The sequence below is a fragment of the Halothiobacillus sp. genome (assembly GCF_027346185.1).
Taxonomy (GTDB): domain Bacteria; phylum Pseudomonadota; class Gammaproteobacteria; order Halothiobacillales; family Halothiobacillaceae; genus Halothiobacillus.
The window spans coordinates 1-26138 of record NZ_DAIESY010000005.1; the positions used below are offsets into that span (position 1 = coordinate 1).

The 26138-nt window shown below is 56.4% G+C and carries 24 protein-coding genes and 1 pseudogene; 9 read left to right on the forward strand and 16 right to left on the reverse strand.

Features of this window, described 5'->3' with window-relative positions:
* Positions 1 to 264 precede the first annotated feature (264 nt).
* Positions 265 to 621 (reverse strand): DUF167 family protein, encoded by a 357-nt coding sequence (locus M7R55_RS00370; RefSeq protein WP_298217497.1) that lies wholly within the window; start codon positions 619 to 621, stop codon positions 265 to 267.
* Positions 622 to 764: 143 nt separating this feature from the next.
* On the opposite strand from M7R55_RS00370, the gene M7R55_RS00375 reads away from it, so the two are divergent.
* Entirely contained in the window at positions 765 to 992 is a 228-nt protein-coding gene (locus tag M7R55_RS00375) for a hypothetical protein (RefSeq protein WP_298217499.1), read from the forward strand.
* Positions 993 to 995: 3 nt separating this feature from the next.
* On the opposite strand, the gene M7R55_RS00380 is transcribed toward M7R55_RS00375, so the two are convergent.
* The 4 genes from M7R55_RS00380 to cynS form a co-directional block, all read right to left on the reverse strand.
* Entirely contained in the window at positions 996 to 1580 is a 585-nt protein-coding gene (locus M7R55_RS00380) for a c-type cytochrome (protein ID WP_298217501.1), read from the reverse strand.
* 152 nt (positions 1581 to 1732) lie between these two features.
* Positions 1733 to 3070 carry a GAF domain-containing protein gene (locus M7R55_RS00385; RefSeq protein ID WP_298217502.1) on the reverse strand — a complete coding sequence of 446 codons (1338 nt, stop codon included), beginning with the start codon at positions 3068 to 3070 and terminating at the stop codon, positions 1733 to 1735.
* Between the two features lie 6 nt (positions 3071 to 3076).
* Positions 3077 to 3544 carry a hypothetical protein gene (locus M7R55_RS00390; RefSeq protein ID WP_298217503.1) on the reverse strand — a complete coding sequence of 156 codons (468 nt, stop codon included), beginning with the start codon at positions 3542 to 3544 and terminating at the stop codon, positions 3077 to 3079.
* 607 nt (positions 3545 to 4151) lie between these two features.
* On the reverse strand, positions 4152 to 4598 hold the full coding sequence (cynS, locus tag M7R55_RS00395) for a cyanase (RefSeq protein ID WP_298217562.1): 447 nt from the start codon (positions 4596 to 4598) through the stop codon (positions 4152 to 4154).
* A gap of 457 nt (positions 4599 to 5055) precedes the next feature.
* On the opposite strand from cynS, the gene M7R55_RS00400 reads away from it, so the two are divergent.
* The 5 genes from M7R55_RS00400 to M7R55_RS00420 all read left to right on the forward strand — a co-directional run bounded on the left by M7R55_RS00400 (position 5056) and on the right by M7R55_RS00420 (position 9803).
* Entirely contained in the window at positions 5056 to 5619 is a 564-nt protein-coding gene (locus M7R55_RS00400; protein ID WP_298217505.1) for an OsmC family protein, read from the forward strand.
* A 55-nt stretch (positions 5620 to 5674) separates the two neighbouring features.
* Positions 5675 to 6811: an acyl-CoA dehydrogenase family protein gene (locus M7R55_RS00405; protein WP_298217506.1), complete on the forward strand. Its 1137-nt coding sequence runs from the start codon at positions 5675 to 5677 to the stop codon at positions 6809 to 6811.
* 30 nt (positions 6812 to 6841) lie between these two features.
* Positions 6842 to 8284: an FAD-dependent oxidoreductase gene (locus M7R55_RS00410; RefSeq protein ID WP_298217507.1), complete on the forward strand. Its 1443-nt coding sequence runs from the start codon at positions 6842 to 6844 to the stop codon at positions 8282 to 8284.
* 60 nt (positions 8285 to 8344) lie between these two features.
* A complete protein-coding gene (locus tag M7R55_RS00415) occupies positions 8345 to 9202 on the forward strand; it encodes a sulfurtransferase (protein ID WP_298217508.1) in 858 nt (285 codons plus the stop codon).
* Between the two features lie 148 nt (positions 9203 to 9350).
* Positions 9351 to 9803, forward strand: coding sequence for a CopD family protein (locus M7R55_RS00420; protein ID WP_298217510.1), 453 nt, complete (start codon positions 9351 to 9353; stop codon positions 9801 to 9803).
* A 25-nt stretch (positions 9804 to 9828) separates the two neighbouring features.
* Here M7R55_RS00420 and M7R55_RS00425 read toward each other — a convergent pair whose 3' ends face one another.
* Positions 9829 to 11448 (reverse strand): sigma 54-interacting transcriptional regulator, encoded by a 1620-nt coding sequence (locus M7R55_RS00425; protein ID WP_298217512.1) that lies wholly within the window; start codon positions 11446 to 11448, stop codon positions 9829 to 9831.
* Between the two features lie 306 nt (positions 11449 to 11754).
* On the opposite strand from M7R55_RS00425, the gene M7R55_RS00430 reads away from it, so the two are divergent.
* From M7R55_RS00430 to M7R55_RS00440, 3 genes are read left to right on the forward strand one after another with little or no spacing between them, the layout of a single operon-like run.
* Positions 11755 to 13122, forward strand: a complete 1368-nt coding sequence (locus M7R55_RS00430) for an ABC transporter substrate-binding protein (protein ID WP_298217514.1) — start codon at positions 11755 to 11757, stop codon at positions 13120 to 13122.
* A 2-nt stretch (positions 13123 to 13124) separates the two neighbouring features.
* Positions 13125 to 13967, forward strand: a complete 843-nt coding sequence (gene ntrB / locus M7R55_RS00435; RefSeq protein ID WP_298217516.1) for a nitrate ABC transporter permease — start codon at positions 13125 to 13127, stop codon at positions 13965 to 13967.
* A gap of 8 nt (positions 13968 to 13975) precedes the next feature.
* The gene (locus tag M7R55_RS00440; RefSeq protein ID WP_298217518.1) at positions 13976 to 14839 is read left to right on the forward strand and encodes an ABC transporter ATP-binding protein; all 864 of its coding nucleotides are present in this window, start codon (positions 13976 to 13978) and stop codon (positions 14837 to 14839) included.
* 68 nt (positions 14840 to 14907) lie between these two features.
* On the opposite strand, the gene M7R55_RS00445 is transcribed toward M7R55_RS00440, so the two are convergent.
* From M7R55_RS00445 to rlmN, 10 genes and pseudogenes are all read right to left on the reverse strand, one after another.
* Positions 14908 to 15129, reverse strand: a complete 222-nt coding sequence (locus M7R55_RS00445; protein WP_298217519.1) for a hypothetical protein — start codon at positions 15127 to 15129, stop codon at positions 14908 to 14910.
* 486 nt (positions 15130 to 15615) lie between these two features.
* A pseudogene (gene der / locus M7R55_RS00450) lies at positions 15616 to 16947 on the reverse strand (ribosome biogenesis GTPase Der); the annotation flags it as partial.
* Positions 16948 to 17157: 210 nt separating this feature from the next.
* Positions 17158 to 18540, reverse strand: a complete 1383-nt coding sequence (locus tag M7R55_RS00455; protein WP_298217520.1) for a hypothetical protein — start codon at positions 18538 to 18540, stop codon at positions 17158 to 17160.
* Between the two features lie 77 nt (positions 18541 to 18617).
* The gene (gene bamB / locus M7R55_RS00460; protein ID WP_298217521.1) at positions 18618 to 19775 is read right to left on the reverse strand and encodes an outer membrane protein assembly factor BamB; all 1158 of its coding nucleotides are present in this window, start codon (positions 19773 to 19775) and stop codon (positions 18618 to 18620) included.
* Between the two features lie 2 nt (positions 19776 to 19777).
* The gene (locus M7R55_RS00465; protein WP_298217523.1) at positions 19778 to 20443 is read right to left on the reverse strand and encodes a tetratricopeptide repeat protein; all 666 of its coding nucleotides are present in this window, start codon (positions 20441 to 20443) and stop codon (positions 19778 to 19780) included.
* Positions 20444 to 20530: 87 nt separating this feature from the next.
* A complete protein-coding gene (gene hisS / locus M7R55_RS00470) occupies positions 20531 to 21823 on the reverse strand; it encodes a histidine--tRNA ligase (protein ID WP_298217525.1) in 1293 nt (430 codons plus the stop codon).
* A gap of 36 nt (positions 21824 to 21859) precedes the next feature.
* Complete coding sequence (gene ispG, locus M7R55_RS00475; protein ID WP_298217527.1) at positions 21860 to 22963, reverse strand: flavodoxin-dependent (E)-4-hydroxy-3-methylbut-2-enyl-diphosphate synthase; 1104 nt, start codon at positions 22961 to 22963, stop codon at positions 21860 to 21862.
* On the reverse strand, positions 22960 to 24102 hold the full coding sequence (locus M7R55_RS00480; RefSeq protein ID WP_298217529.1) for a RodZ domain-containing protein: 1143 nt from the start codon (positions 24100 to 24102) through the stop codon (positions 22960 to 22962). The genes ispG and M7R55_RS00480 overlap by 4 nt, the downstream gene beginning before the upstream one ends.
* Positions 24102 to 24920 (reverse strand): type IV pilus biogenesis/stability protein PilW, encoded by an 819-nt coding sequence (pilW, locus tag M7R55_RS00485; RefSeq protein WP_298217531.1) that lies wholly within the window; start codon positions 24918 to 24920, stop codon positions 24102 to 24104. The genes M7R55_RS00480 and pilW overlap by 1 nt, the downstream gene beginning before the upstream one ends.
* Positions 24920 to 26083: a 23S rRNA (adenine(2503)-C(2))-methyltransferase RlmN gene (gene rlmN / locus M7R55_RS00490; protein WP_366881106.1), complete on the reverse strand. Its 1164-nt coding sequence runs from the start codon at positions 26081 to 26083 to the stop codon at positions 24920 to 24922. Before rlmN ends, pilW begins: the two co-directional genes overlap by 1 nt.
* Between the last annotated feature and the right edge of the window lie 55 nt (positions 26084 to 26138).

The following is a 26138-nucleotide window of genomic DNA, read 5'->3' on the forward strand; positions in this document are numbered from 1 at the left end:
GGGTATGCGCCATGTAAATCTCCCTTAAATAAGTGAGTTACCTGGTCGTCCAGACAAGCAGTGGGTCGGGTCGTCCCGAGGTCGATAGCAATCGCGCCCTGCGAAGGTTTTCAAGCAAAATCCACACCACCCGCCTTTTCACACTACTGGGCGGTTATAAGGCGAAACCAGTGCCCTTGAACGGTGCATTGCACACCGCATAAGCCCAATCAGATAGCATGCGGATCGCGCCATATTTGCCTTCAGGCTGGCGCTCATAGCGCTTTATTCCACTGCAAGCGCTTTCGCCACTATTGAAGGCAACCTTGCCGGATCTTTGATGCGCAGCTGCTTATTCACGTTATAGCGACCAAAAACCACCGTGATGTGCGTGACTGGCACACCAAACTCACCAGCCAAGAATCTAACCATGTGGTCAGTTGCTTTGCCTGCCACAGCGGCCGCTGTAACACTGATCTTCAACTGTTTCCCCTTGGACTTCCCGATGGCATCGCGCGTTGATTCCGGCGACCCAAGAATATTCAGAACCAGGTCGTTCCCGTCCCAGGCACAAAATGAGGGGATATCAAGCCCGCGTCCCTCGGACTTGGCTCCTGAAACACGGACTCGCTGCTTGTTCATATTTTTCGCATCCAAATTTAGGCAGATCTGCACAAACACAGGCCTTTATTCACAGGGGATGATTCGGGCAATGAGCGTCAAGATCAAGCAAATTTCTCCAAGGAATCTCTTGGGTCTTCGCGTAACAACTGACTGGCGATGCCTTGGCATCGGTAACAAACATACTCAAGGCACTGGATGAGGAAATCGAGCACCTGCGTGCGGTCATCAGTGATCATATCGACCAGGATATCAACCTGCGCCAACAGGTTGCATTTGGTATTGAGTCCGCCTCCAATGATTGCGTGAAAAAACCACCAGCGGCAAGGGCATGCGTCTTTTTCATCCCATTGAAGTTGAAAATAAGCGCTAAGCCACTGTTGCCGCATTAAGATTCACATGGACTTTTCCGTGGTTCTGGCGGGTGGCACGTATTCAGGCACGCGGTTCCTGACTGGCGGCTGCGCCATCAGGTATTCATAGATCGCATGCAAGTCCTTTTCCGACAAGTGGGATAGTCCTTGCCAGGGCATCGGCGGCAGGATTGGCCGACCTACGCCCATATGCTTGCCGTTCTTCATCGCTGCGATGAAATTCTGTGCGCTCCAGTTGCCTATACCGGTCTCACGGTCGGGTGTTAGGTTGCTGGCGTAGGTCTGGCCCCAAGGGCCGCTGAAGGCGGTCAAGCTGGCCGAACCGACCCAGTTCCAGTCACCGTTCAACGGCGGCGGCGAAGGCATATGCAGCGCTTGCGGATGACCCGAGAGACCGAGCGCCATGTCCTTCTCCGGACCATTCTGGCCCATCCTGGTTGGTGTGTGGCAATCGGCGCAGCCGCTGAAGTTAACGAGATAGGCGCCGCGCTTCACGAGCGCGGCGGTGGTGTCATCAGCTTGCGTGCCGTCGGCCTGCGCGGACCAACTAGCAAAGCTGCCAGCAATGATGGTGAGGATCAGGGCGGTTTGCTTGGGGGTGGGCATGGTAATTTCTCCTGTTGTTGGATGAGAGAGGCAAGTCTAGGTCAGCCGAAAATCCAGACAAGATGCGGCAGATCTACTTATGAAATTCTTAAGAATTGATGAATGAAGATTTAAGAAATGAGGCCGAATTGCCCCAAGAACGTGCCGGGAACTTAGCCCGAAACCAGCTGCAGGGGGCGATTGACCGTCAGCGAAAAGCGTCCGCGACCGGTTCGGGCTAGGCGGATGCCTGCGGCACGTTCGTCCAGGCGCCGTTGCAGCAGCACCAGGCGCGCTTCGAGGTTATCGCTTACACCGGGCAGGCGGATGCGCGAGTCCACCCGCAAACTCTTGTTTGTGAACTCGGTGCGTCGCCGTTCGACGAAGTCGGTCAGCAGCGCCCACAGGATCGCACCGGCGACGCCCTTGATCAGATAGTCATCGTCAATGAAAATGCTGTCGTTGGTGGCGAAGTGGCGCACTGACAGCGCCGGGCCGGCAGCCGGTGTCGCCTCGACGGTCTCGGATGACAGCTCATCGGTCTGCTCCGCCACGTGCTGATGGTGATGAATGGACAACGCCAGTTGGGCGGCGAAGGCGACCAGCGCATCCTCGTCGTCGTAGCCAAAATGCAGGTCATCGACGCTCTCCACGTAAAGCACGCCGAGCAACTGGCCAAAAACGGCGACTGGCACCGCCATCTGGCTGCGGGCTTCTGGCAGGCCGGGCAAGGGGATGGCGCTTTCCAGACCGTCGCCCCTGCCCTCGGCTTCGATACTGTCACGTACAGTGCGACCGTAGCTGTATTCGCTGGTCATGAAGCCAATGCGGATCGGCGAGATTTCGCGGGCGCAAATGCCGATTACACCGGCGCCGATCGGAATTTCCGAGCCGATGCCGGATTCCGGGTAGCCGCGGCTGGCCAGTGTATACAGCCGACTGTACGCCTGATCGTGCATCAGTAGCATGACATGGTCGATGCCAAAGTCTTCGCCCAATGAATTCATCGCCGCTTCCAGCAGCGATTCCAAGTTGCTACAGCTAGACAGGCGTTGCGTGGCGCGTCGCAGCGCCGTGAGGTAGTTCACGGGTGGCGTTGGCGGCGCCAAGGTCGGCCCGGGCACGTGTTCGATGTCGCGGATGCGATAAATATCCGAGCCCAACAGGCGAAATACATCGCTCATACCTTCGTGCGAAGCAATGCCGGCCAGCTTGGCTTTCATCTGTTCGAATAGCGGGCCGGCGGTTTCGGTGCGCAAATACTCTAGCCGAAGGCGGTATTGCGCGCCGGTCAGGTGGTCGGTGAGTAGCAGGCGAACCGGCGAACCGGCCAATACGTTTTGCCGGGTGCAGTTGAAAAACTGGTAGGAAAGCGCGACGTGTTTGTTGTCGATGAATTGCACCTGCGACAGGTAGGCCAGGTTTGGCATACCTTCCGAGTCGCAGGTGGCGATCTGGCCAGGAATCACGCCTTCCAGACATTCGCGGATGGTTTCGATGCGCACGCTCATGTTGCGTCAATCCAGTGGCTTGCCGGCTTTGGGTCCGGGCGTCTGCGAAAAGGCCGCGCTAGGTGTGAAGACTACGGTCACCAGATCGTCGAGCGTGTAAGCAAGAATCACACGGACAATTCCCTCCGGAATGCCCAACGGCACCACCTGTTCGAGGAAGAGCACGATGTGTTCCTCGACGACGGCGGTGTCGGCCGCCTCGAAAGCCTCCACCCTGACGTCGCTCCCCTTCAATTGGACAGTGCGGTTGGTGCTGGGCAGACTGAACACGCTGGCCACCCGCGCGCTGTAGCGGATGTTCTCGATCAACTCAGCTGCTTGCGAGCGCTTCACGAAGACACGCACCTCGTTGCCATTATCCGAAGCCCGGCAACCCAGACCCCGGCTCATGCTCGGCAGGTGATCCGGGCCACAGGCCGCCACGCTGATGCTGACCCCGGTCTGGATGAATGCGGCGGTTTCGCTGTCGATCATGTGGACTCACGGCCTACGTTGGATTTTTATGTTCGAGTGCTCGCAGTCGGGGTGCGCCCGCTGTCGCTGCCACATCAAATGATGCAACGGGAGCGGTCGCCGTGGCAATGGTCAACAGAACCGACTGAACAATTTTACGAGCGGATCAATGGAGTCAGAATCGATTGATACGACTTCATTAGTACGGATGGGGAAGCAAGTTCATACCGCGCCGGCTGTTAGCGTTTGTGCGTGCGACCACGAACAGAGCTGGCAGGCACCCGCGTTTCCTTTTTGGCCTATCTTGAACATCGAAATGCACACCCAAAACCCTGTCACTGGACCGCAACGCCTGATTCCATCTTAGCCAAGGTAACCAAAGCTAAAGAAATATTGGAAAAGTTGCACCAGGCTGAAGCTCCCGTGAAAGTCTTAACTTGATCTGCGCAATCAAGGGGGTCGGACTCAATGCCATTCAAACGAATGAAAGGCGCAAGTTCAGGAACATATGCGGCATATCATGCATGTCAGGGAGACAGGCTACTTGGGACTGTCGAGCTCAGCTCGCTCACGCAAAAACTAAAAGGCCGATGAGTGTACCGGCCTGTACGCGTGAGAACGGTTTTGCTCACCAGGATTTGTAGGGCAGGAATTTGCCGTTCATGGTGACGACGACGCGGTCGCCCGCCGGGTTTTCTTCCTTATCGATGTGCATGGAAAAATCGATGGCGCTCATGATGCCGTCACCGAATTTTTCGTGGATCAGCGATTTGATGGTCGGGCCGTACACGCCGATCACTTCATAAAAGCGATAGATCAGCGGATCGGTCGGGATGGCTTTGTCCCAAACCTTGGTTGGGCATGCCATGAGCACAGCTTTGGTTTCGGCAGGCAGATCCAACAGTGTCAACAGTTTCTGGGCGGGTTCTTCCTTCAGGCTGTTCATGCCGAGACAAGCCGACACGGCAAACACGGGCGACAGACCAATGCCGGCTGCAATGGCTTCCCAGCTCAGGGACAGGGCTGCTTTCTTTTCCAGAATCAAGGCGGTCAGGGCTTCTTTGGTCATCATAATGATCACTCCGTTTGCTGTGGTTATCAAAGCGCGTCAGGTGCACTCGAACGAATACTCATCAAGAATCCTGCCAAGTTGATGAACGCAATCTTGGTTCACGCGGTTAATTGCTTGGCTATGTGTTTACGTTTATGGAATTTGCTTCCAATACAAAGCGTTGTGCTTGGTATTTTCTTGCGTGCAACCTGTTTCACAATTCAACCATTTTCCACGGAGTCTGCTTACCCGGCCCCGTTTTCGGCAAGTGCCCCATCAAATGGCAACATTGTCCGATCTATTCATGACATTGTCGGACACTGGGAGCTGACAATCATGGCTTATCACCCTCGAAGACTTAATAAAATAACTCAACAATATGTTTTTAAAGCATTTAATTTGGTTGGCATAGGGTGTGCTGTGTTGGACATTACAAGTGTTTCGTACTTGACCCCACAAACCCACGATCAGGAGAATTTCAATGAGCACCCCTATTCTAGAACCCGTAGCGCCATCTTGTGTCCGTCAGGCATTGCGTGAAATCGACAAGCAAGGTTTGGCAGCACTGGGCGAGAAAGGCAAAGCAAACCCGAACGCGGTGGTCACGCTAAAAGCGAAAACGGTTTGCGAAGGTCAATTCCGCAATCTGACCTATATCCGTGGCCTTGATCCGGTCATTGTGGACGAACCACCTCACCTGTTAGGTGAAGATACCGCACCGAATCCATCCGAGGCACTGTTGGCAGCATTGGGCGCTTGTTTGGCGGTTGGCGTGCATGCCAATGCCACGGCGCGCGGCATCAAGCTGACCAAGCTCGAACTTCACATCGAAGGCGACATCAACGTCACGGCTGTTTGGGGTACCGGCGACCTGGACGACGACAAGCCTCTGGGCTTTACCGCCATACGCGTGAAGTTCGACATCGAAACACTCGACCCGATGAGCGGGGCCGAAAAAGACGCCCTGTTGCAACATGCCAAGAAATGGTCACCGGTTGCCAACACCATGATGCGCCCGGTCGCTCTCGACTGCGCTGTGCTCTAACGCTGACTTGCGCCGCATGCACAGGTATGCGGCTTATATATTCCAGGAGAATGCCATGACTGCCGTAGCTGCGAATTTGAAAAATCCGCCATCGAGCTTCCCCGAGGGCGAACTTCTCTTTAATCAGGTAAGAGATATTGTGCGCGATAAGCTTGCCCCGTTGACCGTCAAGATTGATGAGGGCTATTACCCGGCCGAAGTTCTTCGCGCCTTGGGTGAAGCCGGCGTTTTTCGCCAGCATCTGGCCTCGCAGAATGGCCGTGGTGAATTTGATATCAATGCAGCCCTGAAGGCGATGGATATCGTTTCCCAAGAGTGCATGTCTACCGGCTTTATGGTTTGGGCTCAGAATGTCGCAGCATGGTATGTCGAAATGTCCGACAACGACTATCTCAAGCGAACCCTCCTGCCTAAGCTTGCCCGCGGTGAGGCTTTAGGTGGCACGGCACTCTCCAACCCCATGAAGTATCTGGCCGGTATTGAGCCCTTGCTGCTTTCTGCAGTCGAAACAGAAGATGGTTTTATTCTCAATGGCACCTTGCCGTGGGTGTCGAATCTCGGCCCGGATCATTGGTTCGGCTCCATCTTCAAGGTTGGAGGCAATAAGTCACGCGATGTGATGGCCATGGTCAACACCTCCTGGGCCGGGGTGACGTTGAAACAACTGGCCAAATTTTGTGGCATGGAAGGCACAGGTACTTACGCGCTGTCTTTTAAGGATGTGTTCGTGCCCAGGAACCATGTTCTGGGCGATCCGCTGATCCCTTACATCAAAAAGATAAAGGCTGGCTTCGTGCTGTTGCAAACCGGCATGGCCACCGGTTTGGTCGAAGGGTGCATCAAACTGTGCGAAGACGTCGAGCCCAAGCTCGGCCATGTGAACTGCTATCTGGATGATCGCCCGGACGAACTGCGCGAGGAGCTGGAAGATGCACGCGATCTTATCTCCAGTTTGGGTGAGGATATTTTTAACAAGGATGCAGAGTTTATGCGTACGGTATTGGAGGTGCGGCTGCTCGGGTCCGAGCTCTCCTTGCGCGCGGCAAATTCCGCCATGTTGCACACGGGAGCCAGTGGTTATCTGCACGACGCCCCCGCACAGCGCAAGCTGCGCGAAGCCTATTTCGTCGCTATCGTGACCCCAGCGACCAAACATCTCCGCAAAGAAATCGATGCCATGGCGGCTCTCTGAGCGAATCGAGCAGGATAAGAGGTTGGGTGCATGGCAATAAATGACGACACACCGCGTTGGATCTGCCTGATATGTGGGTGGATATACGATGAGACCAAGGGCGATCCGGACAGTGGCATCGCCCCCGGCACCCGTTTCGAAGACATCCCCGAGGACTGGTCCTGCCCGTTGTGCGGGGTAACCAAGGCAGATTTCGTCACGATGGAAGAATACGCGGCGCAGCGAGCGTCCAGTGGTTCGATGACTCGTCCACGTCGTGCGCGGGGTCAGGTCGGTGGCGAGGATGCCGTAGTCATCATCGGCAGTGGCATTGCCGGTTGGACGGCCGCCGAGCAGCTTCGTGCACAGGATGCGGATCGACCGATCACACTGATTACCGCCGACGACGGTTGTGTGTATCCCAAACCGTCCCTATCCATGGCGATGGGGCAAGGCCGAACTGCGGATGACTTGATCGAACAATCCGGGCCGGACAAGGCAGAAGCGCTTGGTGTGACCTTGCAGGCCAACACGCGCGTTTTGGGCATCAAGCCCAAAGACAAGCGGCTGATGACGACCAAGGGCAAAGTAACCTATGGCGATTTGGTACTGGCGCTGGGTGCCTCACAACGTCGCCTTACCTTTGAAGGCGATGCAGCCGACCAGATCCTGCGGGTTAATGATTTGACCAGCTACCGCAAGATGCGAGAAAAACTGTCCAGAGGCCCCCAGCACGTCACCTTGATCGGAGCGGGATTGATTGGGGTCGAGTTCGCCGAAGATCTTCATGCGGGGGGGCACCGGGTCACTTTACTCGATCTGGGGCAGCAGTTGCTCGGTCGGTTGGCGCCACTGCCCATCGCCCGTCGCTTGTTGGCTTCGCTGCGTCAGCACGGTACCGAATTTCTGCCCGGCGTCAGCTTGGCGGCGCTGGACACAGACGGTAATCGCTTGCGCGGGACCTTGAGCGATGGCGAGTCACTGACCACTGATTTGGTGATCTCTGCGGTGGGGCTGGTGCCAAACACCGATTTGGCCAAAAGGGCGGGGTTGAATGTGAATCGCGGCATCGTCGCGAACGCGGACAATATGCGCACCAGCGACCCGCACATCTACGCCATTGGTGATTGTGTTGAGGTCGATGGGCGGAGCTACTTTTACATCGAGCCAATTCGCCGACAGGCTGCAACCGTTGCGGCTGCGCTTGTTGGAAAGCACAGACCATTTGCGCATCTTCCAATGGCCGTAAGGATCAAAACCCCCAGCCTGCCAATCAACGTTTGCCCTCCAGATCAGAGTGTGGCCGATTTTGGTGACTGGCATGCTCATACTCCGGCTGAGGTGAGTGACGATGACAAAGGAACTTGTCGTATGGATTTTCTGGTCCGTAACCAATTGGTGGGATATGCCTTGACCGGAAGGTGCACGCCGCAAAGCGAGCACCTGCATCGTATCGTGATCGAGTCCTTGTTTGCGGCTACCACCGCAGCATGAATTAAATTCAAAACAACGCCTTATTATCGTTCTTGTTCATTGATTTATAGGAGATTTGCCATGAGTTCTGTCCTGCTAACCGCCCCCCAAATGAAGACCCTGATGGACACCGAACCAACAGTGGTCATTGATGCCCGAAACCCAGACGCGTATGCCGCCGGCCACATTCCCGGTGCGGTCAATATCCATGACATTTTTACCTTTCTGGCGACGTCTTCGCCCGAGGGACTGGAAGAATTGAAAGCGAAATTCGCCGAAACGTTCGGCAAGGCTGGATTGTCTGGCAAAGAAACGGCGATCATCTACGAAGATGCAATGAATACCGGTTTTGGCATGTCGTGCCGCGGTTATTTCCTGTTGAGTTACTTCGGTTATCCGAAGGTGAGGATTCTGCATGGCGGCTATCAAGCCTGGCTGGCCGAATCGCTGCCGGTCTCAACCGAGGTGCCGACGCCCATACCCGCCACTTTCCCGCTGATCGATACGGGTACTGATCTTATGATCGGGAAGGACGAGATTCTGGCTGCTCTGGGCAGCGAGAGCCCAGTTTTACTCGACGTGCGGGATATCGATGAGTGGATCGGCACCAGTTCTTCACCCTATGGCAAAGATTTTTGCCCGCGCAAAGGGCGACTGCCCGGCGCAGTCTGGATTGAGTGGTATCGCCTGATGAAACCGGGCGCCATACCGATGTTCAAGGCGCCGGAAGAAGTGCTGGCAGAATGTGCGACTGTCGGTATCTCTAAGGATACGCCGGTGTATCTCTACTGCTTTAAAGGGGCGCGCGCATCCAATACACTGGTCGCCTTGAAGTCAGCCGGTATCGAGAACGTGAAACTGTACTTCGGATCTTGGAACGAGTGGTCTCGCGATCCGTCCCTGCCGATCGAGGAAGGCTTGCCATACGCCGTCGCCTGAACGGGGATTCCTCGACTGGGGTCATCCGTGCTGAAGCCAGGTCGCGCACCGTTGAGCGATAAGTGGTTGGAAGGGTTGCGCGATACGGCCCAAAGCGAACCAACCTTGGCTTATGATTCAGGGTGTTCTATCGCAAGAGGAATCAGTGATGAACATGCTCATAATGGCTATGCACAGCCTGGCTGCCGTTCTCTGGATCGGCGGCATTTTCTTCGCTTTCATGGTGCTGCGACCAGTGAGCACGATGTTCGAACCGCCCCAGCGGTTGCGACTTTGGAGCACTGTTTTCGCACGGTTTTTTCCGTGGGTCTGGTTCTTCATCGTGATATTGGTAATCACCGGTTATGTTGATCTGTTCACTCGTTTTGGTGGATCGATGACGCAGGGATATCTTTTGGCGATGCAGGTGATTGGCTGGATCATGATCTTGCTGTTTGCCTGGCTGTCGTTTGTACTGGTTGGAAAGTTGCATCGGGCCGTCAGTGAGCAGCGCTGGCCGGATGCCGCTGCGGCCATGCAGCCCATCCGCCGGATCATGGCTATCAATTTGGGACTCGGAATTCTGATTACCGTAATCGGTGTGGCCCGCCCGATTTTCTGATAGTCTCCTAGACATTACGTTCGCTCTATTGATTCAGTAGCCCCAGTCGTTCCAGCCGATAGCGGAATTGGCGCGGTGTCATGCCCAGGCTCATCGCGGCTCGGGTCTTGTTCCCACCGGTTTGACGTAAGGCATCGAGCAGGCTTTGTGCTTCATCGGCGCGCACCCAGCCGTAACCACGCTGAGCGGGTTGATGCGGTATTGAAGGTAACGATGGGGGCTCGATCGGTGTGATGCGTTGCGTCGTGCCCGCTTCCAGATGTTCTCCGATATGCGCTTCGTGCTGCAGGATCAAAATCACATCGTCGATGGTAATTTCGCGGTTCTGCGCAATCAGAACGGCGCGTTTAACAATGTTTTCAAGCTGGCGTATGTTGCCAGGCCAGTTATAGCCCTCCAGCCGTTCCAATACGCCGGGGCCAAATACCGTATTGCGGTCGAATTCATGGTTGGCCCGTTGCAGGAAGTGCCGCGCCAGATGACTCACGTCACCTCCCCGTTCCCGTAACGGTGGCAAATGAATGGGGAATACGTTCAGGCGATAAAACAGATCGATACGGAATCGCCCTTCGTTGACGGCCTTCTGTAGGTTTTTATGTGTGGCCGCGATGATGCGGACATTGATTGGAATGTCCTGAGTGCCGCCCACACGCTTAATCGCCTGTTTTTCTAGTACATGTAGCAGCTTAGACTGTAAATCCAACGCCAGATCGCCAATTTCATCGAGAAATAATGTGCCATTGTTCGCCAGTTCGATAATCCCTTGTTTCTTGACCACCGCACCGGTGAACGCGCCTTTTTCATGGCCGAACAATTCAGATTCGAGCAAAGCCTCTGGTATGGCCGCGCAGTTGATGGCCATGAACGGTCCGTCGCGCAGCTGACTGGTGATATGCACTAAGCGAGCGAAGCGTTCTTTGCCGGTGCCCGATTCGCCGGCAAGAAGCACTGTCGCCTGAGTCGGGGAAACATGCAGCGCCTGACGCAGTGCGTGGCGTAGAGCCGGGCTTTCGCCCAGGATGCCGTGGGTGCCTTCGGTCTTCTGATCCAACGCCTGTTTAAGGGCGCGGTTCTCGTCGGCCAGCAGGGCGGTCTTTTCTTCAATGAGTCGACTCAGGCTCAGAATTTGTGCAATCAGTGTCGCCAATACCTGCAACAGGGTGATGTCTCTACTGAAGGGGCGTTTGCGCCCTCGTAGCCGGTGGGCTGCGAGTACACCGAGCGGGGTGTTGTTATAGAGAATGGGAACGGCCAGGAAGGCTACGGTTTCCTGTGGCAGGGTGCCGCGTTCCACGGCGCGTGTCAGATAGATCGGTTCGTCGTCGATATTCTGGACAACGGCGACTTGTTTGGTCTGCATGACACGCCCTGTAACGCCTTCGCCGATGACATAGTGCCCCCGGGCTCGCTCTGGTGGGGTTAGCCCATAGGAATAGCGAATGCTTATAGTGTCCATGTCGTCGTCTTTCAGCGCGACGCGCCCGCGATTCAGGCCGATCATCTGTGACATCAGCCGCAGGATGCCGTTAATGGGCTCATCGGTGGTGCCGTTGTGCGTCATCAACCGCGAAGCTTCGGAGATGATCAGAAGTTCGACATCTTCATCTGCATTTGTTGTCGTGGTTGGTTTGATTGGGATGGTCATGGTCGGTTGTGCTCCGCAAAACGACACTGAACATCACGCAAGATACAGGCCAAATAGGTGATCGCTTTGTAAGACATTGTTCGACAATGTGTGGTGGTTTGAATTTGGTCAATGTCCAATTCGACCTGCACCGATAATTGTCAAATGCTTTTGTTTGCGCACCATATTGGTTCTTTAATATTGTTAATTCAGGGTTTAAGGCGCATTTGACTAATTCTTTTCAGTGAGTTGAATGACGGACATTTATTTGGCATGAGGATTGCGTTGTTAGTATTGACTGATTCATAACTCATCGGGAGATCGCTCATGTCCGCTTTCAAAAATCCATTCGATTCTTCCGTTCACCTCAAGAAGGGATGCTCTTGCGGCCAGCATGCCAGTCAATCCGAGCACGACGCGCGAGCCGCCTCCGAGCCAAAAGAGGAAGAAGCCGCGCTCAACCGCGTGATCGAATCAACCCTCATGCGCTCGATTTTTCCTCACGATGAAACCCGCCGAAATTTCCTGAAGGCAGTTGGCGTGGGTACGGCTATGGCGGCCTTGTCGAGCCTGTTTCCCCTTGGCGCGGCACAAGCCTTAGCTGCCGAAGGGGGCGCCATCGAGAAAAAGAGTTTGAAGGTGGGTTTTATACCCATCACCTGCGCCACCCCGATCATTATGGCCAAGCCCATGGGGTTTTATGAGCGGGAGGGCCTGAATGTCGACATCATCAAAACCGCAGGCTGGGCGCTTATCCGCGACAAGGTGCTAAATCATGAATACGACGCATCGCAAATGCTGGCACCCATGCCCATTGCCGCCACGATGGGGCTGGGCTCTCAGCCGAATGAAACCTTTGTTGCCACCATTCAGAACATCAATGGTCAGGCGATTACGATGCACATCAAGCACAAAGATAACCGCGATCCAAAAAACTGGAAGGGCATGAAATTCGGCATTCCGTTCGACTACTCGATTCACAATTTGCTGCTGCGCTATTACTTGGCCGAGCATGGCATTGATCCCGATAAGGATGTTCAGCTCACCATTATTTCCCCGCCCGACATGGTTGCGAACTTGCGCGCAGGCAATATTGATGGGTTTCTCGGGCCTGAGCCATTCAACCAACGTGCGGTTTATGAAGGCTTCGCCTTTATCCAAGTTTTGTCGAAGGACATCTGGGACGGCCATCCCTGCTGCGCCTTCGGGGTTACCGATAAATTTGTCAAGGAAAACCCGAACACTTTCTCTGCCCTGTTCCGCGCCATTTCCAATGCCACGGTGTATGCCCACAAACAAGAGAATCGACCGGCCATCATCGAAGCGATCGCACCGGCCAATTATCTGAATCAGCCCATTCCCGTGCTGCAACAGGTCATGACCGGCAAGTTTGCCGATGGCCTGGGCAATATTCGAGATGTGCCGGGTCGGGTGGATTTTGATCCCTTCCCTTGGCAGTCGATGGGGGTCTGGATGCTGACCCAACTCAAGCGTTGGGGGTATATCAAGCAGGAGATTGACTACAAACAAATCGCCGAACAGGTTTTCCTGGCTACCGATGCCAGAACCCGCTTGCGTGAAATGGGCCTGAGCGCACCGGATTCGAACTATGAAAATCACACCATAATGGGCAAGGTCTTCAACCCCGCACAACCCCAGGTTTATCTCGACTCATTCAGCATTCGGAGAACCTGAACATGAGCCCGTCCCTGAACCTGCGTGCCGGGCTGGTATCCATCATGTTGTTATTGGCCTTTGTGGGCGTGTGGCAACTGGCCACTCAACCCAAAGCGTCAAGTGCGCCAGCCTATGCTGATCCGGAATATGCCGCGATGATGGGGTCGGCCGCGACGAAGGCAGCCGGATTACCCACGCCCGAGGCCGTAGGTCAAACCCTGCTGCATCAACTCGCCAATCCGTTCTACGACAACGGCCCCAACGACAAGGGAATCGGCATCCAACTGTCCTGGTCGCTCGGTCGGGTTCTGGCGGGTTTTCTACTCGCCGTGATTGTGGCCATTCCGCTCGGTTTTGTGATCGGTATGTCGCCGCTGATGTTCAAGGCGCTCAACCCGTACATTCAGTTGCTCAAGCCGATTTCGCCACTGGCCTGGATGCCGCTCGCGCTATACACCATCAAAGATGCCAATGCGTCGTCGATTTTTGTGATATTCATTTGTTCCATCTGGCCGATGATGATCAATACCGCGCATGGCGTGGCCTCGGTCAAAAAAGACTGGCTGAACGTGGCCAAAACGCTTGAAGTCAGCCCGCTCAGGACAGCCATTACGGTGATCCTGCCTGCCGCAGCACCCACAATTCTCACCGGGATGCGCATTTCCATGGGCATTGCATGGCTCGTCATCGTCGCGGCAGAAATGCTGGTAGGCGGCACCGGAATTGGCTATTTCGTCTGGAACGAATGGAATAATCTTAATCTGGCCAATGTGATTTTTGCCATTTTCATGATAGGTGTCGTCGGTATGCTGCTGGATGCAATCTTTGGCGCACTGACCCGCTTTGTATCCTATCAGGAGTAATAAATAGCATGAGCAAGGCATTCCTTAAGGTCGAAGGACTCAAGAAAATATTCCCCGGAGTTTCGGGCGGCGACGACGTGACGGTGTTCGACAATATCCACTTCGAGGTGCAACAAGGTGAGTTTATCTGCATTATCGGCCACTCGGGTTGCGGCAAATCGACCATTCTCAATGTGCTGGCGGGTTTGGATTCCGCGAGTGGAGGCAATGTGTTCATGGATGGACGGGAAGTTTCCGGCGCCAGCCTCGATCGAGGCGTGGTCTTCCAAAGCCACGCCCTGATGCCTTGGCTGACCGTTGAACAAAACGTAGCATTTGCTGTGAAATCCCGCTGGCCACAGTGGGGCAAGGAAGCAGTTCTGACGCAATGTGTTAAGTATCTGGAACTGGTCGGATTGAAACACGCACTCAATAAAAAACCGCATCAACTTTCGGGTGGCATGAAACAACGTGTGGGTATTGCCCGTGCTTTTGCTATCGAACCCAAAATGCTGCTGATGGATGAACCCTTCGGCGCACTTGATGCGTTGACACGCGGCGTAATCCAGGATGAGCTTGTGAAAATCTGTGCAGCGACCCGGCAGACCGTATTCATGATTACCCATGATGTCGATGAAGCGATTTTGCTGGCGGATAAAATCCTGCTGATGTCCAACGGGCCATATGCCAAAATTGCCGAGATCGTGGAGAATCCATTGGAACGTCCGCGTTTACGCACAGAAATGCACCACAACCCACATTTTTACTCAGTGCGAAATCACATGGTTGATTTTCTTGTCAGCCGTTCACGCAAGATTGCCGAAGGCGAACTGCCCTCAGGGTACGACCCGCAACACCCACCCATCATTCGGCCCTTGAGTTTGGCGGTATGAGGCTTGTAGTAGCGTGCATCGAATTTGATTTCTGGCGCCCGCTACCCTGCCTTTCGATCCGAGGTAATTCAGGCCCTTTTACTTCCCACTAACAAGAGCACACCGCCAAGGACAATCGCTCCAATACCCACCCAAACGGGGACATTGACGGTTTGCTTGTCCTTGATCGACAACTCAATAGGCCCAACTTTGGCTTCGTGGGTATCCTTGGTAAAGCTGAAACTGCCATAGGCCAATCCGAGGCTTCCGGCAATAATCAATGCAATTGCTGCGATTCTGATAGCGTCCATTTCAATCTCCTTCTATTTAGAAAACATACTAATCCGAACTCTCGACACCTCAGGATCATCGATCAAGGCAAGATGCCCTTGCTCAAGCTAACACAACCCCAATCAAGCACTAATTTAATTTCTTCACCGCCCGCCTCTTCCGCCGGTTGGTTTTCGCCCTGCACCTGGTTTGGCCGCCGGTCGGGCCGACAGGGCGCTTTTACGGCTGTTGGCTTTGGCTACGGTTTTGGGGGCAGCGGCTTTGGCGGTTGTCTTGGCCGCGGGCCTAGTCGTTGATTTGGTCGTTGATTTGATCGTTGATTTGGCTGAACCGCCTTTGCTCGCCGGTTTTCCTGCTTTAACCGATATCGCGGGCGGCGTGTTGCCTGATGCAGCCTCGTCGCGTGCACGCCGTTCGGCACTGGCGGCAGATTTTCGCTTCATACCCGCGATCTGTCGTTCTTCCTTCTTGGCCTTGAAGCGTTGCAGTGGCGTGCGGATATCGTATTTGCCCTCAAAAGGATTGCTGTCCGTGCGGAATTCCAGCCGAATCGGAGTGCCCATGAGTTGGAATTCCTTGCGGAACCAGCCTTCGAGGTAACGCGAATAGTTTCCGGGCAGGCGGTCGGTCTGCTTGCCGTGGATGACGATGATCGGCGGGTTGCTGCCCCCTTGATGTGCATAACGCAGCTTGATGCGGCGTCCATGAATCAACGGTGGTTGATGCGCGAACACGGCGGCTTCCAGCGAGCGGGTGAGCACATTGGTACTGATGTCGCGCATGGCGGCCAGATAAGCCTTGTCCACGCTTTCGAACAAATGCCCCACGCCGGTGCCGTGCAAGGCGGAGATGAAGTGCATCTCGGCGTAGTTGATGAAGTCGAGTCTGAGGTCGATTTGCCGTTTGATCTCGGCGCGCGCGTAGTCGGTCAGGTTGTCCCATTTGTTGATTGCGATGACCAATGCACGGCCCCGATCGTGGATAAAGCCGAGCAGATGCTGATCCTGTTCGCTGATGCCTTCGTGGGCGTCGCAGACCAGAATCACGACATTGGCCGCTTCAATCGCTTGCAGGGTTTTGACGATGCTGAATTTCTCGATCATCTCGTTGACGCGCGCCCGGCGGCGCACACCCGCGGTGTCGATGAGCGTGTACGCCTTGCCGTTCTGCTCGAAAGGAATGTAAATGCTGTCGCGCGTGGTGCCTGGTTGGTCGAATGCCAGCACGCGATCTTCGCCGAGCAGGCGATTGGTGAGCGTGGATTTGCCGACGTTCGGCCGGCCGATCAGCGCCACGCGAATGGTTTTTTCGTCGTATTCCGGCTCTTCATCCATCACGGCCAATTTATCGGCCAGTTTCACCACAACCGCATCCCACAAGGCGCTGATCCCGCGACCGTGCGATGCCGTGGTGAACACCGGTTCGCCCAGGCCGAGGCGCGCGAATTCGGCCTGCACCAGCGATTCATCCACGCCATCGACCTTGTTGACCACGAGCTGAATCGGCTTACTCGAACGGCGCAGTTTCTCGGCGATTTCCTGATCGGCCACCGTCAGGCCCGCCCGCGCATCGACCAGAAACACCACGCAGTCGGCTTCCTCGATCGCCGCCCAAGCCTGATCCTGCATCAAGGCCTCGATGCCGCCGCGCTCGCCGGTCAGGCCACCGGTGTCGATGACGATGAAGTCGCGTCCTTCGTGTTCGGCCGAACCGTACTGGCGATCCCGCGTCAGACCGGCATAATCGGCCACCAGCGCCGCGCGCGAACGCGTCAACTGGTTGAACAAGGTGGACTTGCCGACATTGGGTCGTCCGACTAAAGCAATCACAGGTTTCATGGTTCACCAATCAAATTCGAAATGAACCGCGCCGTGCACGGTTCTGGTATTGCGCGCGATTATCGCAGCCTTGAGCTAACAATGCTGAATTATCATTGAACAGCGTGCGGTGAAACCACCACATCGCTGAGTGGATGTGTCTTCAAGTCCCGCGTACATGCCCGTTCGAGGCATACGCCACACCGTAGCTCGATGCATTATGGGGTTTGGCTAAGGTGCCTTTGATTGATTTGAAGATGAGTATTTGCTCGTGGCTTTATCCACTTCCCAACTGTCGAGTGAATAGGTCAGAAAGAGATGAATCGGTACGCCCTTGAGGGTGGCGAGCTTGGGTATCGGTTCGGGGAGCCATGAATTCAGCCAATCGACCAAGGGGAAGATGAGTGGTGTTTGCAGGATGGCACCACTGAACTGAAGTTGTGCCTGGGCTTGCCAATGGGCCTGTACCTGCTCGTGGCGACTTGTCAACGGATCAAGTCCGGCGAACTGAGGTCCGAATGCCTTGCCGGTTATCTCCATGTTGCCCGTGGGCGTTTGCCACCGCAGGGCATCGAGGCGAATTTCGGCTGAGCGCAAGGAACTCAGTACGGGTGCCAGAACCTGTCCGCTGGCTATTGCCTCCGAATTGAACAGAAGGTGCCGACCCAGAACGGCAAAGTGTTCTGCAAAATCGGGATCGGCCGCATAAACGGCAAAGGCCAGTTGCCCGCCCCCGAGGTGTCGGCCATCGAGCGAAAGTGCGTCCAACGCACCGGAACCGATTACATCCCGCTGCCCGCCGGAAAAATCTGGCATCAACCGGATACGCCACTGGAAATGATCGATCAGGCCACTCTTTGACGAACCGAGTAACGTGGACGAGGAGATGGATGATTCGGTCGATGATGCCTGCGCGTGCGGGATCTTGCTCCAGCCGATTCGCCGGATATCGATACCGAGTTCACCGTCCAGTCCACGCCAGAAGGTGTAATTGGCTTCGACGCGATGGTGCAGGCGGAGGTCAATCAAGGTTCGGCCGAACAGATAATGATGCGTCGGGGTGATCACCTGCCAGCCGGGCAGGTTCAGAGTGCCCTGCCAGGTGTGGCCCGATCCGTCGTAGATGAGTTGGTTGCCTTCGGCTTCGTTGCCAGCCCAGTTGAACCGGACCAGGCCGAGGCCTTCCACTTGGCCTGTGATCTCGATGGCGCGATCCGGCAAGTTTCTGATCTGCACCGGGCTGCCTGGGTCCATCTGTATGGTGAAGGTCGCCCAGCCCCATTGCCTGCCCGCCGGACTCCCCCAGCCGAAAGGCCGGGGGAAAACCCGTACGTTTAGAACCACGGGCTCGGTCGCCCAGCCGGGCTGCCAGCGAAGCTGATAATGGCGCTGGAACAAACTGCGTTCTTTACGTTCGAGCGTCCAGTTCGGGTGATCGGATACCCAGCTACTCAGGGATTTATCCAGCCGCACACTGGTCTGGTAAGGCAGCACATACAACCACAGGGCAATCAGCAGCCCCAGCAATATCAGACCGCGCCAAAGCCATAACCTACTTCGCCGCGGTGCGGCAGGCGTTCGTTCGGGCTTGGATGTCGTGCGCAGGGCGTTCATGCGGCAAGCATACCGTACAAACAAAAAGGACCGCTGAACGATCCTTTGTTTGTGACTATTCGCGCTCGCGAGGAAGGTTACGGCAGATCGAATACCACCAGATCACCACCGCGTGTGACAGCGGCCACCACATTGTTCTCGGTTCGCATCGGGTCGATCAATCCGCCGCTGACGCGCAGACGGCCAACGATGGCACCGGTTTGCGGGTCGAGCACATGTAGATAGCCTTCCTTGTCGCCAACCACGAGCTTGCCGTTGCTGAGTGCAGGCCCGGTGACACCACGATAAGCCAGAGCGGACTGACGCCAGAGCGGCTCGCCGGTACGGCGATCCAGCGCCCAGACGATGCCGTTGGCATCAGTGGCGTACAACGCGTGCTGATCGATGCTCATATCGGTGAAGCTGGAGAACTTGCGACTCCAGATGGTTTGTCCGCCCTTGGCATTGATGGCGGCAATCCGACCCTGATAAGTCGCGACATAAAAAACGGCATCCGCGAACAATGGCGTGGCATCGATATCCACCATGCGGTCGATCTCGGTACGACCCATGGGCAGGGCCACCTGGTTTTTCCACAATGGGCGACCATCGGCCCGCGACAGGATCGCAAATTCGCCATCGTCGTAACCGACGGCAATCGCGTCCGGGAACAGCAGGGCACGGCTTTGTCCCTGAAGCGTCATCACGGGTTCGTTATGGCTGACAGACCAGACGGTGCTGCCGTCTTTGGCATCCAGCAGCGTCACGCTGCCGTCTTTCGAGCGAACGACTACACTGGTGTCGCCCACCGAGGGAGCCGCTTCGACGGCGGTCGATACCGTTGCCTGCCATAGCGTCTTGCCGCTATCCGTGCTCAGCGCGACCACTTTGCCGGTATCCGAGCCGAACACCACCATCGCATCGTTGGCGCCGCCGCCAACACTGATCGGCATGTTCAGTTCGGCTTCCCACAGCCGTTTGCCGGATTTGAGGTTGTAGGCATAAACATCGCCCTTGGCATCGGCAACGATCACGCGATCGCCGGATTCAACCGGGGCAATTCGCAGCAGATCATCTTTTTGATCACTGCCCGCGCTCGCTTCCCACAGGATTTTGGGCGGGTATTTGTTGTCGATTTGCGTCAAGGGCGTCGGCTTAACCAGTTCCCGCGTGGACGAACACCCGGCGAGCACAGCGATGGCAAGTGGGAGAATCAGCAGGCGCGCGGCGTGCTTGAACACATTTGATGAAGTCATGATCACGATTTCTCCTTGCCGGATGCGGTCGGTGCGGAAGTGGCGACAGAAGCTGCCGGCAGGTTGTCCAGCTTGATTTGTACCATGGTATTTGCCGAATCCGGGGACTTGAGTACCTGTTCGTAGGCGGCGCGGGCCGCGGCCCAGTTCTTCTGGCTGGCTTCGATATCGCCCGTCAATTCGGTGAACATGGATTCATAGGCCTTGGGCGGGGTTTTGGCTTTCAGGGTAGCCAGTGCCTGTTCCGGCTTGTTTTGCGCCCACTGAACTCGTGCCAGGCGAAGCTGGGCTAGTGCGGCAAGTGCAGGTTGTTTGGCGTGCTGCATGGCGTCCTGCAGGTAGATGGCTGCCTTGGCCGGGTCGTTTTGCGCCATGGCTTCATGCGCGCCGATCATCAGGGCCAGTGTGGCGTATACCGAACCCTGATCGGATCCGGCGAGCTTGCGTGCAGCCTCCATGGCCTGTTTCGGCTGATTGGCGGCACTCAACTGCTCGATCTGATGAAAGGCGATGGCGGCTGCTGTCTGCTTTTTCGCCTGCCAGCTTTGCCAGCCCGTCCAGGCGACCAAGGCAGCCAGGCCAAGGATGATGCCGGCGATGATGGTCTTGCCATATTGCGTCCAGAATTCGCGGAGTTTATCGAGTTGTTCGTCGTCAGTTGCAGTCACGGCTCATCACCTTATTCGTGGTTCATGGGTGCGATTCTGATTCAAAATCGCCAAGATCGAGGTTGTTGGATTATCAGATCATACAGATTATGTTGCCCGTCTGTCCGCAGCCAGTTCGGCGCGAAGCAAGGCCGTTGCCGCAGCCGGTTCCAGCGGGGCTTCAGGGATGGGTTCGAGCGGTGCATTTTGACGCAACGACTTCACGCGCCACGAGTCGGCTGCCGCCGTGTCCTCGATAATAACCGCGAATCGGGCGCCGCTGCGATCGGCCCGCTTGAGCTGATTTTTCAGCGCGCCGCCATCCAGCGCGCATTGAACCCGCAGATCGGGCAGGGCTCGCCGCAAGCCTTCTGCTGCCGCAAGAGCTGCACCCTTGGCGGAAGGCTCCGGCCAAAGCACGTAAATGTCGGCGGTGGTTTCATCATCAGCCTGTCCGATGAGCTCGATCAGGCGTTCCAGACCCATCGCGAACCCGGCAGCAGGGGTTGCCTTGCCGCCCAGCTGCGCGACCAGACCGTCATAGCGTCCACCCGCACAGATCGTGCCCTGGGCACCGAGTGATTCGGTCACCCATTCGAAGACGGTCCGGTTGTAGTAATCCAGCCCGCGCACCAGTCGGGGATTGACGACGAATGACACGCCTGCCGCGGTCAGCAATTGCTGGACTTCGGCAAAGTTCTCGCGGTCGGCCTCGTCGAGATAGTCCGCAAGCGCCGGGGCATGAGCAACCACCACCTGTACGTCGGGGTTTTTGCTGTCCAGAATCCGCAGGGGATTGGTTTCCAGGCGGGCGCGGGCTTCCTCGTCGAGGTCGTCGGCATGACTTTTGAGGTACTCGATCAGTACCGCACGGTGGGCAGCGCGTGCATTGCTGCTGCCCAGGGTATTGATTTGCAGTTGAACGTCGGTGATGCCCAGTTGTTGCCAGATGCGCGCTGCCATCAGCATGAGCTCGACATCCAGCTCCGCGCCGTTCACGCCGAAGGCTTCGATACCGAACTGGTGGAATTGTCGGTAGCGGCCTTTTTGCGGGCGCTCATGGCGAAACATCGGGCCGATGTACCAGAGCTTGCGTTGCTGGTTGTGAATCAGGCCATGTTCCAGACAGGCCCGCACGCAACTGGCGGTGCCTTCAGGTCGCAAGGTGAGCGAGTCGCCATTGCGGTCGTCGAAGGTATACATTTCCTTTTCGACGATGTCGGTGACTTCGCCGATTCCGCGGGAAAACAACGCAGTCTGTTCCACGATCGGCATCCGGATTTCCTGATAACCGTATTGGCGGGCGGTCTGGCTCAGCGTTGATTCCAGCCGGGACCAGCCGGGCGTCTGTCCGGGCAATACATCGTGCATGCCGCGCAGGGTTTTAATGGTTTTGCTCATCGAGTAATCGGGCTTTAATAATCGTACTTTGAAAAGTTAGGTAGGGTTGGATTCCGCGACCTTGTTGGCGGCGATCCGTTCACGGATTGCGCGCTCCACACCATCGACCAGTTCCGCTTCGGTCAGTTTCCCCGCCGGTTTGCCATTGATATACAACAGATTGGGTTGCCCGCCGGTCAGGCCAATGGCCGCTTCGCGCGCTTCGCCCGGCCCGTTGACCACGCAGCCGATGACGGCGACATCCATCGCGGTGTCGATGTCTTCAATCCGGCCTTCCAGTGCATTGACGGCCTTGATGACATCGAACTCCTGCCGGGAGCAGGAGGGGCAGGCGATGAGGTTGATGCCGCGGTTACGCAGGCGCAGGGATTTGAGAATATCCCAACCCACCTTGATTTCTTCGACCGGATCAGCAGCCAGCGAGATGCGGATCGTGTCGCCAATGCCCTCGGCCAGCAACATGCCAAGCCCCACCGCCGATTTGACGGCTCCGGAACGCAGCCCACCGGCTTCGGTAATGCCCAGATGCAGCGGTTGTTCGATTTGCCCGGCCAGTTGACGGTAGGCGAGCACGGTCATCCAGACATCGGATGCCTTGAGCGATACCTTGAAATCGGGGTAATCGAGTCGATCGAGAATATCGATGTGGCGCATGGCCGATTCGACCATCGCTTCCGGGGTGGGCTCACCGTATTTCTGTTGCAGGTCTTTTTCCAGCGAACCGGCATTGACGCCGATACGCAGCGGAATACCTTTGTCGCGCGCGCAATCGATCACGGCGCGAACGCGATCTTCCCGACCGATGTTGCCGGGGTTGATCCGCAGGCAATCCGCGCCCAGTTCGGCCACGCGCAAGGCGATGCGGTAATCGAAATGGATGTCGGTAACGAGCGGAAGGTTGACCTGCTTGCGGATTGCGCCAAAGGCTTCGGCGGCCTCCATGCTGGGAACGGATACACGCACCAGATCGGCCCCGGCTTTCTGCAAGGCCTGAATCTGGGCGACAGTGGCCGCCACATCACAGGTTTCGGTATTGGTCATGCTTTGCACGGCCACCGGCGCATCACCACCAATCGGCACATTGCCGACGAATATCTTGCGGGATAGTCGGCGAATCGTCGGCGAAGCGACGTGGCTCATGAGCCACCAACCGTGGTGCGGATCACACCCGTGGCGCTGTTGGGGCCGCCCAGTTTGACTGGCTCTCCCTTCCAAAGCACCGTGACTGCGCTGGGGTTGCCAAGTGTGATGGTGAATGGCCCGGCGCCAGGAACGGTTTTTTCTTCCCCTTTCTTGAGGACGTCGTACACCAGTCGTTTGCCTGCCGCGTCGCGCACTTCAACCCAGCAATCGGCCGAATCGACCTTGATGACCAGATTCGTGTTTGGCGCGGCGGCGGGCGCAGTTTGTTCCGTTGGCGTCACACCGGCGGGTGCTGGCGGTGCCCCGTCTGCGGGCGTTGCATCCGGTGTCGTGGGTTCTGTTCCACTCGGCGTCACCGGTCTCGGTGTCGGCGTACCGCCTGGCGCTGTGCTTGCTGCATCAGGCGTTATCGGGTTTGCCGATGGGGTTGTCATGGGGGGCGGGGGAGGGGCTACGTTGGTGGTCGTGGTTTCCGTCACAGCCTTGGAGGGTACTGCGGGTGAATTGAGCTCAGGCAGGGGCTGGACGGGTAAACTGACGGTGCTATCGGACGCTCCACTATTGTGTGTGAGGAGTGTCTGTTCATGTTTCCCTGAAAGCATGCTGAGCCCTTTCTGCCACACACTAGGCAAGGCAATGGCGATCACAGTCAGCAATACGGCCAAGGCAACCAATGTCAGCAGCAAGCGCAAAATGCTGCGTCCCATTTTGCTTTGATTGGCAGAATGGACGGAATGGCCGGTTTTGTGGGCCGTCATGACCTCTATGGGTGCCGTGACACCAATTTTGGTTGGCGCAACGCTGCCGCCATGTTGCAGTTGATAGGCCTGCAACCAAACCTGAGGATCCGCTCCGATGAGCCCCGCCCAGTGTTTGAGATAGGCGCGTACATAGATGGGCTCCGGTGCGCCTTCGAACTGGTCGGCTTCCAGTCGCTCGACAATTTTGAGATCCAGATTCAGCGATTGGGCCAGATCGGCGGCACTCAGACCCTTGGCGGTTCGGGCCTCCCGAATCAACGCGCCGAGACTTTTGCCTGCGGCCACATCGAATGACGTGGTCGCCTCGGTGGCTTGCTGTTTCAGCCCGAGTGTCGGTAGGCTGGATTCGTGATTTTTGATCGGACCTTCACTCATTATTTCGCTCCGCTGTCATACCATTTAGCTGCAGCCGACCCCGGGAAACGGCCTTTGAGAATCAGGACGTGGTTTGCAAGGGCGGACTGATCGCCAGTGGCGCGGTCAATCCGGATGGCCAGTTGCAGTGTGTCGGGCGTATTGCGGTTGTTGGCCTCAAACACTTTTATTGCATTGGCGGCTGCGGCGTATTTTTTCTGTTCGTAATATACCCGCGCCTTGCCGATCAGTGCGGGGCCATATCCGGGCTGTTTGACCAGTGCGGCGTCATACTGACTGATGGCCTGATCCGGCTTGCCCTCGGTTTCATAACAGACGCCTGAGTTGGTCAGCGCGAATTCAGGGGTTTTGTAGAGGGGATCCCCGTAGGCGCGGGCAAATAGGGACTGAGCTTTGCTGTATTCCTTCTGTCCGCACAGGAATGTGGCGTAATTGTTGTCGAGATCGGAATTGTTTGAATCAAGCGAGTAGGCTTTTTCGAACTCTCTGGCGGCCTTTTCTTTCTCGCCCAGGCGATCAAGCATGAGCGCGTAGGCATGATGCGCCGGTGCGAAGTCATTATCGTAGTAAATCGCTTTCTTGATTTTCTCGACGGCCACATCCATGTGTCCTTCGTTCATGTAACCGACGCCAAGTTCGGTATTGATCTGGGCGGCGCGTTGATTGTTGGTCTGGATGGCTGGCATGCCATTGTTTTCCGGCGGGGTGCTGTTCATGCTCGCGCAACCGACGAGCAGGGCCAGGGTGGTCGCCACGAGCGCAGCGCGCAGCATGTAAAGCGACGAGCAAAAGTTGAGGGCGTGCGTGCGCTGATTCATCAATGATTCTCCGAGGTGACCCTGATCTGTTCCAGACCCATGTGCGCGAGCCGTTCCTGGCGCCGCGCCTTATCTTCAAATTCTCCGACCAGCTGGCCGCAGGCCGCATCAATGTCGTCGCCGCGCGTCTTGCGGGGCACGGTGTTGATGCCTGCCGCCTTCAGCAATGCGCGGAACCGTTCGATGCGGTTGCGTGACGAACGCTTGTATCCCGAACTTGGAAATGGGTTGAAGGGAATCAGGTTCACCTTGACGGCATCCTTGCGTGGCGCGAGCCAACGGATCATCTCTTCTGCATGCTCGGGTTCGTCGTTTACACCTTCGAGCATCACGTATTCATAAATGATGGCGCCGTGCGGTACGACCTTGGCGTAACGATCGCATGCGGCCATCAGATCTTTGAGCGGGTACTTCTGGTTGATTGGCACCAGTACATCACGCAGACCGTCGTTCGGCGCATGTAGCGAAATCGCCAGTGCCACCGGCAGGCGTTCGGCCAGCCGATCAATCGCCGGGATAATGCCCGAAGTGGAGATCGTTACTCGTCTCCGCGACAGACCATAGGCGTTATCGTCGAGCATGATCGTGGCCGCATCAACCACCGATTCGAAGTTGAGCAGGGGCTCGCCCATGCCCATGAACACGACATTGCTGATGGCGCGATTGTGGTTGACCGCCCGGTCGATCATTCGTTCCGCGAGCCAGAGCTGACCGACGATTTCAGCCGTGGTGAGATTGCGGTTGAAACCTTGTCGGCCCGTGGAGCAGAACGTGCAGGCCAGCGAACAGCCAACCTGTGAGGAAATACATAAGGTGGCGCGGTCGTCTTCCGGGATGTACACCATCTCGACCGAGCCGCCGCCATCCAATTCAAGCAGAAATTTGCGCGTGCCATCGCTGGATTGTTGATCCAGTCGGATGGCCGGTGCGCGGATGCAGGCCAGTTCCTTGAGCTTGTCGCGCAGGCTCTTGGCCAGATCCGTCATATCGTCAAAGTTATCTACCCGTCGCTGGTGTACCCATTTGAGGAGTTGGGTTGCGCGAAAGGGCTTTTCGCCCAGTTCGACGAACCAGTCCTTCAACTGCTGAGGCGTCAGCCCCAGGAGATTGATTTTGCGGCCCGGAGCCCCGATCTGGCTGGCATTGTGCCCGGATGTTGCCAAGGTCGGATTCGAAACGGTCGTGTTTGCGTTAAGCGGCACGGGTAGAGACCTTTCG